Source organism: Anaerolinea thermophila (assembly GCF_020723905.1).
Classification (GTDB): domain Bacteria; phylum Chloroflexota; class Anaerolineae; order Anaerolineales; family Anaerolineaceae; genus Anaerolinea; species Anaerolinea thermophila_A.
This window is the reverse complement of sequence record NZ_DYHZ01000011.1, coordinates 1-13,301: the sequence shown is the minus strand read 5'-3', so window position 1 is coordinate 13,301 and position 13,301 is coordinate 1. Positions and strand designations below refer to the sequence as shown.

Below are 13,301 nucleotides of genomic sequence, written 5' to 3'. Positions count from 1 at the left end.
GGCGAGATTTACGGGGGATCGGGTATCCAGCGCCAGCGACAGAGCCGGTGCGGGTGCTGGACCATAAAAGGAAAATTCTGCCACACTACCCGTTTAATCACTGGCTTTACCTCATCAGGTAAATCGGGATATTCGACATTGACCGGCTGGCTGGGGGTGCAGGCAGGAACACACCGGTTATATCAGATACAGGGTGATTCTATTGTACCTGATTTTTTGCCGTTAATTGGTGCCGTCAAATTCGCTGGCAGTGACTTGACCGGGCTGGTTGATGCCCTCGCGGCGCAGGACCTTCCACACTGTGAGCAAAAGAATCTTCACGTCCAGCCACAGCGACCAGTGATCCACATACCACACATCCAGACGGAATTTTTCCTGCCAGGTGAGGGCGTTGCGTCCGTTGATCTGCGCCCAGCCGGTGATGCCCGGCAGGACGTCATGGCGGCGCATCTGTTCGGGCGTGTACAGCGGCAGGTATTTCACCAGCAGGGGGCGCGGTCCCACCAGACTCATCTCGCCGCGCAGAACGTTGATCAGTTCGGGCAGTTCATCCAGACTGGTCGCGCGCAGAAAGCGCCCTAACGCCGTCAGGCGGTGTTCATCCGGCAGGGGGGTGCCGTCGGGCGCATGGGCTTCCCGCATGGTGCGGAACTTGTAGAGGGTGAAAATGCGTCCTCTGTAACCCGGGCGCGGCTGGCGAAACAGCACGGGCTTGCCCAGTCCCAGCCGCACCGCCAGCGCGGTGAGAAGCAGAAGCGGAGAAAGCACAATCAGCGCCAGCGACGCCACAATCAGGTCGAAGAGGCGTTTGGAAAGAGGCACTCCCTGTGGAAAAAGCGGCATGGGTTGGGAAATCCTGTCGTCAAACCGGGCGGCAGATTCCGCCTTTTTCTATATTATAATATGCCCGACATCTGAACTCTGAGGTTTCATCATGTTGTTGAACATTACCATCACCTACTGCGCTGTCTGACGCTATACCGATCGCGCTGTCGGTCTGGCAGCAGAATTGTTGAAGACCTACGAACCCGAAATTGAACGGCTGACGCTCATCCCCTCGGATGGCGGACGTTTCGAGGTTGAGGTAAACGGGACGCTCCTGTACTCTAAAAAAGCCACCGGTCGCCATGCCGAACCCGGCGAGGTGTCAGCCGCGGTTCGAACCTTCTTGGAGAAAGGACAGATATGAGCAAAAAAGGACGTGTTTTCTCGGGCGCGCGCCCAACCGGACGCCAGCATCTGGGCAACTATCTGGGAGCGATTAAAAATTATGTGGCGCTCCAGAAGGATTACGACTGCATTTACTGCATTGTGGATTTACATGCCCTCACCACGCTTGAGACCACCCGCGATCTCAAGCAAAACACTTTTGAGATGGCGCTGGACTGGCTGGCGGCGGGCATTGATCCGCGCGAGAGCATCGTCTTCATCCAGTCTCATGTCCCGCAGGTGACTGAGTTAAGCCTCATTCTCTCCATGGTCTCTCCGCTGGGCAAACTCACCGATCTGCCCACCTTCAAAGAGAAGGTGCGCATGCAACCCAATAATGTCAACCTGGGGCTGGTATCTTACCCGGTGCTGATGACCGCTGATATCGTCCTGTACGAGACGGACATCGTGCCGGTGGGTATTGACCAGGCTTCACACATTGAGTTTGCCCGCGAGACGGTGCGTTCCTTCCATTACCGCTACAACACCACTGTGCTGAAAGAGCCGGAAATCAAACTGACCGAAGTGCCCAAGGTGCTGGGCACCGATGGACAGCAGAAGATGAGCAAGAGCCTCAACAATCACATCGAACTGGCGCTCACTCCCGAGGAGACCACCAAAGTGGTCATGACCATGGTGACCGACCCGGCTCGCCAGCGCCGCACCGACCCCGGCAACCCCGACGTGTGCAACGTCTTTTCCATGCACAGGGTCTTCTCCAGCCCGGAAGAGGTGGAGATGATCAACACCGAGTGCCGCCGCGCGGGCATTGGCTGTGTGGATTGCAAGAAACGCTTTGCCGCCAACCTCAACACTGCCCTGGCGCCCTTCCGCGAGAAACGCGCCGCGCTGGCACAAAACCCCGATGAAATCTGGGACATCCTGCACGATGGCGCCAGCCGCGCCCGCGTCATCGCTGAACAGACTATGGTGAAGGTGCGCGAGGCAGTGGGACTGCCATAAATCCGTTTGGGAGGGTGAAAGCATGACAGAAAGTCCGGCACCCAGCCATTTTATCAAAGAAGCCATTGAAGAAGATTTACGCAGCGGGCGCTTTACCTACGTGCGCACCCGCTTCCCCCCGGAACCCAATGGCTACCTGCACATCGGGCACGCCAAAGCCATCTGCATTGACTTCGGCATGGCAGAAGCCTTTGGCGGTGAGTGCAACCTGCGCTTTGACGACACCAACCCCACCAAGGAAGATACCGAGTACGTCGAAGCCATTAAAGAAGATATCCGCTGGCTCGGCTTTGACTGGGGCGACCGCGAGTACTATGCCTCAGATTACTTTGAGCAACTGTACGAGTGGGCGGTTGAACTGATCAAGAAAGGGCTGGCGTACGTGGACGACCTCAGCCCGGAAGAGATCCGCGAATACCGCGGTACGCTCACCGAGCCGGGGCGCGAAAGCCCTTACCGCAACCGCTCAGTTGAGGAAAACCTGGATCTCTTCCGCCGCATGCGCGACGGTGAATTCCCCGAGGGCTCGCGCACCCTGCGCGCCAAGATTGACATGGCGTCGGGCAATATTAACCTGCGCGACCCGGTGATGTACCGCATCCTGCACACCCCGCATCACCGCACTGGCGACCGGTGGCACATTTACCCCATGTACGACTTTGCCCACGGGCAGAGCGACTCGATTGAGGGCATTACCCATTCCCTGTGTGATCTTGCCTACGAGGATCACCGCCCGCTGTACGACTGGTTCCTCGACGCGCTGGGCATTTTCCACCCCCGACAGATCGAGTTTGCCCGCCTGAATCTCTCTTACACCATTTTGAGCAAGCGCTACCTGAAACAGATGGTGGAAAAAGGCGTGGTGCGCGGCTGGGACGATCCGCGCATGCCAACCCTGCGCGGCATGCGGCGGCGCGGCTATCCGCCCGAAGCCATCCGGGATTTCATTGACCGCATTGGCGTGTCCAAGAACGAATCGCTGGTGGATGTGGCGCTTCTGGAACACTGCGTGCGTGAGAACCTCAATAAGACCGCCCTGCGGGTAATGGGTGTGCTGGATCCGCTTAAGGTGGTTATCACCAACTACCCCGAAGGGCAGGTGGAGTACCTCGAAGCGGTCAACAATCCCGAAGATCCCTCGGCAGGCACGCGGCAAATCCCCTTCTCACGGGAACTGTACATCGAGCGCGAGGATTTCCGCGAAGTGCCACCGCCCAAGTACTACCGTCTGGCGCCGGGGCGCGAGGTGCGCCTGCGCTACGGCTACTTCATCAAGTGTGAGGAAGTGGTCAAAGACGAACAGGGAAATGTGGTAGAACTGCACTGCACCTATGACCCTGCCACGCGCGGCGGTTACGCCCCCGATGGACGCAAGGTGCAGGGTACCCTTCACTGGGTCTCGGCGGCGCATGCGGTGGATGCCGAGGTGCGCTGGTATGACCGCCTCTTCACCCATCCCACTCCCGATGATGTGGAAGAGGGCAAGTCCTTCCTGGATTACCTCAACCCGGACTCGCTGAAGATCATCACCGGCTGTAAGGTTGAGCCTTCGCTGGCAAATGCGCCGGTTGGCGCACGCTACCAGTTTGAGCGCAAGGGCTACTTCTGCGTGGATCCCGACTCCACGCCCGGCAAGCCGGTGTTCAACCTCACCGTGGAACTGCGCGACGCCTGGAGCAAGATCGAGCAGTCGCTGAAGAAGTAAAAAAAACTCCCGCAGGGATTTGAACTGCGGGAGTTTTTTGTTTTATTCTACCGGGAAGCGCACATCCACCGTCATACCCCAGCGGAGGCGTTCGTCGCTCTCCAGCAAACGTACGCGCACACGGTACACCACATCGCCGCCGCGCTCCAGCGGGTAGAGGGCAATGCGTTCCACCTCGCCCTTCAGCGTCACCTCAGGCAGGGCGTCGGGGGTAATCTCTACCGTCTGCCCAACCTTCACCCTCACCACGTCTTTTTCGTTCAGATCCACCGTCTCGGCGTACCAGGTGGAGAAATCTGCCACCACCAGCGCGGTGGTGTTGGGGAAGACCATCTCGCCTGCCGAGATGCGTACCTCGGTCACCACGCCGTCAAAGGGGGCGCGAAGGGTCAGCCGATCCAGCGCCGCCTGCGCCGAGCGCACCTGCGCCTGCGCCGCCGTCAGGCGGGCTTGCGCCAGCGCCAGATCGTCGGGGTCGGGTTTGCCTTCGGTGCGTTGTTCGTAGGTGCGGCGGGCGTCCTCAAGACGTTCCTTTGCCAGCGCAAACGCGGCGCGGGCGTTTTCCAGTTCGTTGATCAGGCGGTCGCGCTTGCGCACGGCTTCATCGTAGCGGCGCTGAGCGTCATCCACTTTGTCCTGGGCATTTTTACGGGTGGCGTTATCCTCGCTCAGGTTGAGGTACTTGTCCAGTTCCTCTCTGGCATCCTTTAATTCTTTCTCCCGATCGGCAACTTCTTTTCTGGCATCGTCAATGCGATCCTGAGTGTCATCGGTGTCAATTTTGTCGAGGGCTTCCCAGGCATCCAGATAGGCACGTTCTGCTTCCAGCAAAGCGGTGTGTGCCTGTTCGGAGGTCAGGCGGGCTTTCTCGTTCAGGGTATCCAGTGCCTGCCGGGCGGCAAGTTCTTCCGCTTTTGCCGCCGCCAGGGCTGCCTCGGTTTGCTCCACGTCGCTCAGGCGTGCCAGTACGTCACCTTTCCTGACCGTGTCGCCCTCCTTGACCAGCACCTCGGCAACCGTGCCGCTGGTCTGGAAGAATACGCTGGCGCTGTCATTGGGCGCCAGTTTGGCTTCAGCCACCACACCGCCATTTTCTTTCACTGTGGGGATGGGGGTAGGTTGCGGGGTGGCTTGCGTCCACGGCAGGGCGGAGCACCCTGCCAGATACAGGATGAGCACTGCGCTCAAAATGCTCTTTTTCCACGACATACACAGCCTCCTTGGGGATGCGTTATTCATACGAAAGGACTTCCCGAATGGTCAGCCGCGCCGCCGACCGTGCGGGGACGGCGCTGGCGATGACCGAAAGCACCAGAACCACGCCCAGCCACAGCACCACACTCATCGGAGTAAAGGTGAGCGTGGATGGGGCTTCAAACAGGGCGTAACTGATGGAATCGGCGAGGATTTTGCTGATGGGCAGGGCGGAAATCACGCTCAACACCCAGGAGATCAACCCGATGAGCATGCCCTCACCCAGAACGATGTTCAGCACATGGCGGTCATCCGCGCCGATAGCGCGCATGACGCCAATTTCGCGGGTGCGTTCCAGTACGTTCATGCTCATGGTGCCCATTAAGCCGATACTGCCCACCGCGGCGATGAGGGTTGAAATCAACAACAGCACAGCGGTGAGGATGTTCAAACCGTTGGCGGAAATCTCCTTGAGTTGTAAGCCGGCAGTCACCTCATCCACGCGGTACCCGCGCGCTTCCAGCAGTTGTTCCACCCGCCTGCCAAAGGCTTTTTGCTCTTCCAGCGTCAGATTGGGATGGGTGGAAAGCACGCGCACATTGGTAAAGCGCCCACCCAGGGGAATTTCCGTACTGAGGGCTTCGCCGTTGGCGTAGGTGAGGAAACCTGCGCTCTTGCCCACCAGTTGGAAGATACCCACCACTGTCCAGTCGCGCTCGCGGTCGTTAATGCGCAGGCGGATGGTGTCTCCCGGCTTCAGGTCGGGGAACAGGTCGAGGAAGCGCTCGCTGACGGCAATGGCGTAGCGGTCGCCCGGTTGAATCCAGCGCCCGCTGAGCAGAATGGGACGCACCATCTCACTGCCCTCAGGTGGCGCAATCACGGTGATGCTTTCGCCGGTGCCGTTGGGCAGGCGCACTTCGGCGCTGGTGCCGTTCCAGCCTTCCACAGCCGCCACATCGGGCAGGGTCATCAGGTCGTTGCGCACCTCGCTCAGGCGGTAAGGCTGGTGAAAGGTGATGCTGACATCTGCCAGGAAGTAGTACCGCAGGCGCTCAATGTAGTTCTGCAGGGAAACGCGCGTGTTCAACGTGGCGATGAAAATCGCTCCGCCCAGCGTCAGGGTGATGAGGGTGAGAATCAGGCGCAGGCGTTTACGGAAGGTGTTGCGCAGTGAGATGAGCAGGGGGCGCGAAAGTCCGCGAATCTGTTGCAGGCGGCGCATCAGCCGTCCCTCGCGGAGCGCCGCGCTTTGCGGCGAGATGCCGCTGAGGGCTTCCCGCACGCTGATGCTGGCGGCGTGCAGGATGGGGGTGACGCCCGCCATGGCGGGCACTGCCAGCGCCAGAATGCCCATCCACAGGCGCGTTTCGGGCAGGAGTTGCGGCTCTGCCATCGGGGTGTTGATGCCGCTGTGGAGCAGGTTGAGAAGCACCCCGGTCATCCAGCGGGTGGGCGCCAGCGAGATGGCATAGGCAATCAAACCGTACAGTTCGATCAGGCTCAGGTACAGCAGGGCAATCTGCCCGCTGGTAGCACCGACCGATTTCATCACCCCGATTTGCTGAACCTGCTGTGCCAGCAGGGCTTGCAGGGTGTTGGTGATGAGGAATCCGCTCAGGAACAGCACCAGCAGACTGAGCAGGATGAGGATGCTGGAGAGGGCTTCGGTGTAGTTGCTGTTGGGATGGTCGTGGCGTCCATTGACGGCGTAACTGACCACCACATGCCCGTTTTGCTCCAGTTCGTCGGCAACCTGCCGTCCCAGCAGGCGTAGGAAGTCGAGGTTGTCGGCATCGCGACTGGCGGTGACGTACACCCGATTGATAAAAGGCGAAATTTCCAGCCACTCCAGCGTCTCCCAGGTGGTGAAGGCTTGCGCAGGTGCGAGGAAGAAGCCGCCATCGGAGCGCGAGGCGCCAATGGTCTGATCCTGCACAATGGCGCTCACGGGGATGCGGCGTATCCTGCCGGAGGACAACTGGACTTCCACAGTGCCATCGGGGAAAATGGCTAACTCCTTCGCCTTATACTGGTCAATGGCAAAGGTACGCTCGGCGGGCGGAAAACTGCCTTCCATCACCAGCACCTGATTGATGTGTTTCTCCGCGTAATCGGGCGGGGCAATCACGGTCAGGCGCACCCAGTCTCCCTCGTTGTTGCGGACGCGCAGGGTGGCAGTACGCACCCCTTCCGCCTGTGCCACGCCATCCATATGACGCAGGGGTTCCAGATCCACTTCCTGCAGGGGAGAGGTTTGCAGGATGACGTTGGCGGGGTTGATGGCGGCATAATTGTTTGCCATCAACTGAGCGGCTTGCAGGCGGGTGTTGTTGATGGAGCCCATGGCGAACAGCCCCACCGCAATGGAGAGAATGACCAGCACCGAACGGGTGGGGTTGCCGATGAAGTCGGAGAGAATCTTCTGCCAGCGGGGGGGAATCATACTCGCTTCTCCGTCGGGATAAGGGATGCGCGCGCACCGCTTTGAGCCAGCCAGGATTCCCATGCCTCAGCGGGGATTTCCAGCCAGGCGCTGTCTTCGAGGGCTTGCAGGCGCAGGGGGAGATGCGCGGCAATTTCCTGCGCGGTGAGTGCCTGCGCAGGGTGCAGTTCCATCCACAGCGTCTCACCGCGGCGAGCGGGCTTCCACAGCGCCAGTTTGCCCTGCGTCAGCACCAGCAAACCCGGGGCGTAGGGGGGCAGGGTGAGGCTTTCACCCCGGACGAGGGGGCGCGGGCGGGCAAGGTGCGTCAACTGAAGCATCTGGGGATGGGAAAGACGGGGGAAGGCGCGCGCGATCATCGGATGGATGATTTCGCCATCTGAGAGCAGGATGGTGCGCTGCGTGCGCCTGACCAGCGCCGGGTCGTGGGTGACGATGACCACCGTCTTGCCGCGCGCCACCAGTTCATCAAATAATGCCAGCACGCCTTCAGCGGTGCGTTCATCGAGGTTGCCGGTGGGTTCATCGGCAACGATGAGCGGCGGGTCGTTTGCCAGTGCGCGGGCAATGGCTGCCGCCTGTTGTTGTCCGCCGGAGACCGCGCCCGGGAGTTTGTTCACCATATCGCCCAGCCCCACCTGTTCCAGCAGGGCGCGGGCGCGTCCCTCCCGTTCGGCGGCGGGGTAACGGTTGCAGAAATCCATGGGAAGCATGACATTTTCCAGCAGGGAGAGCATGGGCAGTAACTGGAAGAACTGAAAGACGATGCCGATGGTCACCCCTCGCCATGCCGCCAGTTGACTCTCCGAGAGGCGGTGCGGTTGTGTGCCTGCCACCGTCACCGTGCCTGAGGTGGGATGGTCAATGCCGGTGATCATGTTGAGCAGGGTGGATTTGCCGCTTCCCGATTTGCCCACAATGCTGACGTACTCGCCGGGCTGAATATCGAGGTGAATGTGTTTGAGCACCGCCACCTCTCCGCCCGGGGCGGGGAAGGTCTTGACCACATCCTGCAGGGAAATGTAGGGAGCGTCAGCCGCGTTCATGGGACAGGTGTCCTTTCTTCCACGGGGCAGGCATGCACCAGTCCGCCTTCCAGACGGAAACAACGCGACGCCAGCGGCATTAAACTCAGGTCGTGGGTGACCATCAGGATGGTCTTGCCCTGCCGCGCCAGATTGAGGAAAATCTCCAGAATGGTGGCGGCGGTGACGGAATCCAGCCTGCCGGTGGGTTCGTCGGCAATGATGAGCGGCGGGTCGTTTGCCAGCGCGCGGGCAATGGCAACCCGCTGTTGCTGTCCGCCGGAGATGGCAGAAGGCAGTTTGTGGGCGTGTTCTTCCAGTTCCACCATGCGCAGCAGTTCCAGCGCCCGCTGAGGACTGCGCCGCGGATGGTACAGTCCGCACACATCCATGGGGAGCATGACGTTGTGCAGCAGGCTGAGGGTGGGCATGAGGTAAAAAGACTGATAGACGATGCCCACATTGCGTCCGCGCCAGCGCGCGCGCTGATTTTCGTTGAGACGGTGCACGTTGACGCCGTCAAACCACACCTCGCCGGAGGTGAGCGGGTCAATCCCGGCAATCATGTTGATGAGGGTGGTCTTGCCCGATCCCGATTTGCCGTAAATGAGCACGAACTCTCCGGCGTTTACCTCCAGATCAATGCCTTTAAGCACTTCCAGCGGCTGATTGCCGGAAAGGTAAGTCTTGCGCACCTGCTTCAACGTGAGGATAGGTCTGGTATTCATCATGAACACTGAGTATAATAATGAACAGAATGTTTATGATTATAAAATCAAAAGCCGGGCTGTCAAGGAAAGAGGGTGTACAAGCCGGGTAAGAACAGACAGATGAAAGGATGCACAACGGGATGACCGAAACCCAAAGCGCTCTTCCGCGTCAGGACAGGCGCATCTCGCGCACCCGCCGCCAGTTGCGCGAAGCCCTGATGGCGCTCATCCTCGAAAAGGGCTACGATGCCGTCACGGTTGAGGACATTACCGCCCGCGCGGATGTGGGGCGCACCACCTTTTACCTGCATTACCGCGACAAGGAACACCTCTTTCTGGAAAGCATTACCCAGATTGCCGATGAACTTGCCGCGCAGATGGTTGCCCTGTTTCCGCAGGCGCTCTCGGAAGACCAGATGGGGGATCATGCCATGCGTCCCATCCTGCTGGTGTTTCGGCACGCCGCCGAAAATGCTGACCTGTACCGCGCCATGATGCGCGGGGAGGGCGGGCTGATTGCCACCAACCGCCTGCGCGAACTCACCGCGGGCTATGCGCTCCAGTTTATGGAATTGTTCCTCAGGGGAGCCCGGACGGCGCTTCCGCTGGAGGTTGTTGCCAGTTACTTTGCCGCCAGTCTGCTGGGCACGTTGACCTGGTGGCTGGAAGCCGGGATGCCCTACCCGCCGGACGAGATGGCGGTCATGTTCCGTCGGCTTGCCATGCGCGGCGTGTGGGAAGCCCTGGGGGGCGCTCCGCCGCCCTCTGCCCTGGAGACCCGGTAAGCGGATTTTTCTGTTTGCCTTCTCCCTTGCAATCCTGTCATTTTGCGAATCTGTAAGATCCTGTGGCCTTTAACCAGGGTAATATGGATTTAAATCTCTCAAAAGGAATACTGGAAATGGAAGCAACATGGGATGAACAGGCGCAGGGCATTTATAAACGCTGGCTGGATCACCTCTTTGACGGAGTGTACGTGGTGAACTTACAGCAACGCATCGTGTACTGGAATACCGCCGCTGAGGAACTGACCGGTTTTCCGGCGGAGCAGGTATGCGGTAAGCGGTGTTCCGATAACATTCTCGAACATGTGGATTTTTCCGGAAAAGCCCTGTGTAAAGCAGGTTGTCCTCTTCACGCCACCCTGCAAGACGGCGAGCGCCGGGAAGCGCTGGTCTTCCTGCATCACCGCGATGGTCACCGGCTGCCAGTGCACATTCGCGTTTCCCCCATACGAGATGAAGAAGGCAGGATCATGGGCGCCATTGAGGTCTTCAGCGACCACTCCCAGCATTTGACCCTTGCCCGGGAACTGGAATACTTCAAACAGGAAAGTATGCTTGATCCGCTGTTGCGCATTGGCAACCGTCGCTACGCTGAGATGATCTTTCAGGTGCGGCAGTATGAGTACGGCATCAGTCGAATACCCTTTGGGGTGCTGATGATGGATCTGGATTCGTTCAAACGCGTCAATGACGAACTCGGTCACAATGTGGGTGATCAGGTACTGAAGATGACGGCGCAAACCATCGTCCGTGTTCTGCGCGGGACGGATGCACTCTTTCGCTGGGGCGGGGATGAGTTTCTGGCTTTTCTTCCCGGAATTTCCCTGGAGGGATTGGTGGTAGTTTCCGAGCGCATCCGCGTCATGGTGGAAAACAGTTTCCTGACGGTGGAGGGAAAACGCGTCCAGACTGCCATTTCCATTGGCGCCACCCTTGCCCGTCCGGATGACACCCTGGAGAGCCTGGTGGAACGCGCCGATGCCCTTCTGTACCAGAGTAAGCGGGCAGGGGGCAATCGGTGCACCATAGACGAACACCTGCCTGATACGGGAGGTTAAAGAAGGATAAAAAAAACCAGGGCTTTCTTAAAGTAGCCCCAAGGGTAGAAAAAAAGACCTTTCTCGTGTAATCTTTTGTTGCTCAAACAAAAAAACATACACAGAGGAAGGTCAAGATGGAGTCTACCACAAAACAGGGTTTTGTTTTCGATGCAGGCAGTTTGTATGCATATTTTCAAACCCTAAAAGATAGCCGTAAGCCCAAAGGGCTGCGCTATCGTCTGGCGGGTGCGTGCCGAAAATTCATCGGAAAAGGGAAATCCGCTGGCGTGCATGGGCAGGCGGCGGATGCCTTGCAGGTGCGGGTTTTCCCAGTCGGGCGGAAGGAGTTGGGTCATGGGGAACTAAACCTCAGAGGGAATATCGGAAGGCGTTTACCATCGCCAAAACTGTCCAATTATAAAAGCAAAGCTGGTCTTATCGTGATGTAGCAATTATAATTTCGAAAAAAACACTGCCTGCATAATTTTCCTATTTATCATGGATTTTATAACCATTTTCCGCTCCAGATTATTTTTTATCATCAGGAAGAATTGGATGATATGGTTTTTTGCGGCTGCCATTTTGTTCGCAATAGCGGGCGACTTTGCAAAAATCATGACATCCCTTGACCATAATGAACACATGTACATCACTGCCGGGGTACTGGTTTCCCAAAATAAAGTCCTTTACAGAGATTTTGCGTACTTGCAAATGCCATACCTGCCACTCCTGTATGGAGGATTGTATCAGCTGCTGGGGATCACCTCCTATTATTTACTGTGGGGAAAACTGGTCAGTTTTTTGGCTTTGATATCTTCCGCCTCGGTACTATTTTTGATCGCCCGTCATGCTTGGGGAGAACCAACCATAGCGATTGGTTTGGCTGCGCTTTTCCTGTTGAACATGAGCATTGTCCACCCGGCTCGAGAGGCATCCAATTACATTATTCCGGTTTTTCTTTCATTTCTGGCGGTTTATTCCTTTGAAATTGCTCAACGCAATCCCACACGCAAATGGTTGCTTATGGCCATCACCGGTTTGATGTCAGCCTTAGCCGTCGGGGTCAAGTTGACCTATGCCCCCATTCTTATCCCCTTTATGGCGGTGATTATACTTTTTCCCCTTTACAGTAAGGAATCATTTCTGGCAGGTATTACTCACCAATTCTTACCTTTCCTTGCCGGGTTATTGATTGGATTTCTGCCAATGGCAGGGTTTATTGTGCAAGATCCGGCTGGGTTTATGTTCAACAACCTGGGTTATCACACCATCAATACTCAATGGCGTATCTTGACCGGCTACACAGACAACATGTCGTTGCCTTCAAAGTTCGTTTTTGCCGGCGAAACCTTTTTGAAAGCCGAAAATCTGACGCTCCTTTTCGGCATCCTGTTTGGGGCAGGTCTAACGATCCTCAATTTTCGGCAAGCAAAGCAATTTTCAACAGGAGGAGTATTGGCGTTATTCTTATTTCTTTCCGGCTTGATCTCCGCTCTCGCTCCAACACCTTCTTTTTATCAATACTATGCTGTTCCCATCAGTTTTCTTTTCATTCTATTCATTTATTTATGGGCTGTAAATTTGGACAAAACATTTCTCTCTCGGCGAATGATACTCACCATCCTGGTGCTATCTTCCCTCCTGTTTCAGGGTTCATCGCTGCTTGATTCGATTTCAAAATTGAGGCACAGGCATAACTGGACTCCACTGCACGTACGGGACGTTTCTATCAAAGTGCGGGAAGTGCTACAGGAAAATCAACTTCAGGCCAACGGTAAGGTGGCCACGCTTTCGCCTCTGTTCGCAGTAGAGGCCGGCCTTCCCATTTATCCCGAATTGGCAAGCGGGCCATTTTTATATCGTGTGGGCGATTTGCTGAACGCCGAACAAAGAAATTATTTTGTCGGCACTTCACCTGCCACAATTCACGATCTTTTTGAAAAAGCTCCCCCTGCTGCAATTTTAACCGGTTTTGAGGGGAAACTGGATCAGCCGTTGGTTGAATTTGCCCTGGCGAAGGGTTACAAAAAAATTGACCTGTCGAATTTTGAAGGAAAACTGTATCTGTATCAGGCGGCAACAACCAATCCTTAAACCCAGCGGCCTGTTGCTGCTGCTGCAGGTCTGGAACAAGAGTCGGAGAGACTACTTGTAACTGTCCTAAATCTGGTAACTGTCCCAAAGCTGGTGGGATTTGAAAAAAGAGCAAGCCCGGAGTAATATG

Annotated in this window: 12 protein-coding genes; 6 read left to right on the top strand and 6 right to left on the bottom strand. The window is 57.1% G+C overall.

Features of this window, described 5'->3' with window-relative positions; translation table 11 throughout:
- Positions 1 to 222: 222 nt before the first annotated feature.
- The gene (locus LHF31_RS14265; RefSeq protein WP_298005966.1) at positions 223 to 843 is read right to left on the bottom strand and encodes a sugar transferase; all 621 of its coding nucleotides are present in this window, start codon (positions 841 to 843) and stop codon (positions 223 to 225) included.
- A gap of 97 nt (positions 844 to 940) precedes the next feature.
- On the opposite strand from LHF31_RS14265, the gene LHF31_RS14260 reads away from it, so the two are divergent.
- From LHF31_RS14260 to LHF31_RS14250, 3 genes are read left to right on the top strand one after another with little or no spacing between them, the layout of a single operon-like run.
- On the top strand, positions 941 to 1,189 hold the full coding sequence (locus tag LHF31_RS14260; protein ID WP_298006000.1) for a SelT/SelW/SelH family protein: 249 nt from the start codon (positions 941 to 943) through the stop codon (positions 1,187 to 1,189).
- Positions 1,186 to 2,172: a tryptophan--tRNA ligase gene (gene trpS, locus LHF31_RS14255; protein WP_298005968.1), complete on the top strand. Its 987-nt coding sequence runs from the start codon at positions 1,186 to 1,188 to the stop codon at positions 2,170 to 2,172. Before LHF31_RS14260 ends, trpS begins: the two co-directional genes overlap by 4 nt.
- A 22-nt stretch (positions 2,173 to 2,194) precedes the next feature.
- Positions 2,195 to 3,877: a glutamine--tRNA ligase/YqeY domain fusion protein gene (locus tag LHF31_RS14250; RefSeq protein WP_298005971.1), complete on the top strand. Its 1,683-nt coding sequence runs from the start codon at positions 2,195 to 2,197 to the stop codon at positions 3,875 to 3,877.
- 42 nt (positions 3,878 to 3,919) lie between these two features.
- Here LHF31_RS14250 and LHF31_RS14245 read toward each other — a convergent pair whose 3' ends face one another.
- Genes LHF31_RS14245 through LHF31_RS14230 form a run of 4 tightly spaced genes read right to left on the bottom strand, consistent with a single transcriptional unit; the run spans position 3,920 to position 9,273 of the window.
- Positions 3,920 to 5,086, bottom strand: a complete 1,167-nt coding sequence (locus LHF31_RS14245) for an HlyD family secretion protein (RefSeq protein WP_298005974.1) — start codon at positions 5,084 to 5,086, stop codon at positions 3,920 to 3,922.
- A gap of 22 nt (positions 5,087 to 5,108) precedes the next feature.
- Complete coding sequence (locus tag LHF31_RS14240) at positions 5,109 to 7,517, bottom strand: ABC transporter permease (RefSeq protein WP_298005979.1); 2,409 nt, start codon at positions 7,515 to 7,517, stop codon at positions 5,109 to 5,111.
- Complete coding sequence (locus LHF31_RS14235; protein WP_298005982.1) at positions 7,514 to 8,563, bottom strand: ABC transporter ATP-binding protein; 1,050 nt, start codon at positions 8,561 to 8,563, stop codon at positions 7,514 to 7,516. The genes LHF31_RS14240 and LHF31_RS14235 overlap by 4 nt, the downstream gene beginning before the upstream one ends.
- Positions 8,560 to 9,273, bottom strand: a complete 714-nt coding sequence (locus tag LHF31_RS14230) for an ABC transporter ATP-binding protein (protein WP_303774430.1) — start codon at positions 9,271 to 9,273, stop codon at positions 8,560 to 8,562. Before LHF31_RS14230 ends, LHF31_RS14235 begins: the two co-directional genes overlap by 4 nt.
- 119 nt (positions 9,274 to 9,392) lie before the next feature.
- Here LHF31_RS14230 and LHF31_RS14225 point away from each other — a divergent pair, with 119 nt between their 5' ends.
- Positions 9,393 to 10,037: a TetR/AcrR family transcriptional regulator gene (locus LHF31_RS14225; RefSeq protein ID WP_298005988.1), complete on the top strand. Its 645-nt coding sequence runs from the start codon at positions 9,393 to 9,395 to the stop codon at positions 10,035 to 10,037.
- Positions 10,038 to 10,153: 116 nt separating this feature from the next.
- Entirely contained in the window at positions 10,154 to 11,095 is a 942-nt protein-coding gene (locus tag LHF31_RS14220; protein WP_298005991.1) for a sensor domain-containing diguanylate cyclase, read from the top strand.
- A 182-nt stretch (positions 11,096 to 11,277) separates the two neighbouring features.
- Here LHF31_RS14220 and LHF31_RS14215 read toward each other — a convergent pair whose 3' ends face one another.
- A complete protein-coding gene (locus tag LHF31_RS14215) occupies positions 11,278 to 11,433 on the bottom strand; it encodes a hypothetical protein (RefSeq protein WP_298005994.1) in 156 nt (51 codons plus the stop codon).
- A 199-nt stretch (positions 11,434 to 11,632) separates the two neighbouring features.
- Between LHF31_RS14215 and LHF31_RS14210 the strand changes: the two genes are divergently transcribed.
- Complete coding sequence (locus tag LHF31_RS14210; RefSeq protein ID WP_298005997.1) at positions 11,633 to 13,171, top strand: hypothetical protein; 1,539 nt, start codon at positions 11,633 to 11,635, stop codon at positions 13,169 to 13,171.
- Positions 13,172 to 13,301 lie beyond the last annotated feature (130 nt).

Bases quoted from the DNA above. Each gene is read 5' to 3' on its own strand.
- LHF31_RS14265 (WP_298005966.1), bottom strand. From the start codon at position 843: ATGCCGCTTTTTCCACAGGGAGTGCCTCTTTCCAAACGCCTCTTCGAC.
- trpS (WP_298005968.1), top strand. From the start codon at position 1,186: ATGAGCAAAAAAGGACGTGTTTTCTCGGGCGCGCGCCCAACCGGACGC.
- LHF31_RS14250 (WP_298005971.1), top strand. From the start codon at position 2,195: ATGACAGAAAGTCCGGCACCCAGCCATTTTATCAAAGAAGCCATTGAA.
- LHF31_RS14245 (WP_298005974.1), bottom strand. From the start codon at position 5,086: ATGTCGTGGAAAAAGAGCATTTTGAGCGCAGTGCTCATCCTGTATCTG.
- LHF31_RS14240 (WP_298005979.1), bottom strand. From the start codon at position 7,517: ATGATTCCCCCCCGCTGGCAGAAGATTCTCTCCGACTTCATCGGCAAC.
- LHF31_RS14235 (WP_298005982.1), bottom strand. From the start codon at position 8,563: ATGAACGCGGCTGACGCTCCCTACATTTCCCTGCAGGATGTGGTCAAG.
- LHF31_RS14230 (WP_303774430.1), bottom strand. From the start codon at position 9,273: ATGATGAATACCAGACCTATCCTCACGTTGAAGCAGGTGCGCAAGACT.
- LHF31_RS14225 (WP_298005988.1), top strand. From the start codon at position 9,393: ATGACCGAAACCCAAAGCGCTCTTCCGCGTCAGGACAGGCGCATCTCG.
- LHF31_RS14220 (WP_298005991.1), top strand. From the start codon at position 10,154: ATGGAAGCAACATGGGATGAACAGGCGCAGGGCATTTATAAACGCTGG.
- LHF31_RS14215 (WP_298005994.1), bottom strand. From the start codon at position 11,433: ATGACCCAACTCCTTCCGCCCGACTGGGAAAACCCGCACCTGCAAGGC.
- LHF31_RS14210 (WP_298005997.1), top strand. From the start codon at position 11,633: ATGATATGGTTTTTTGCGGCTGCCATTTTGTTCGCAATAGCGGGCGAC.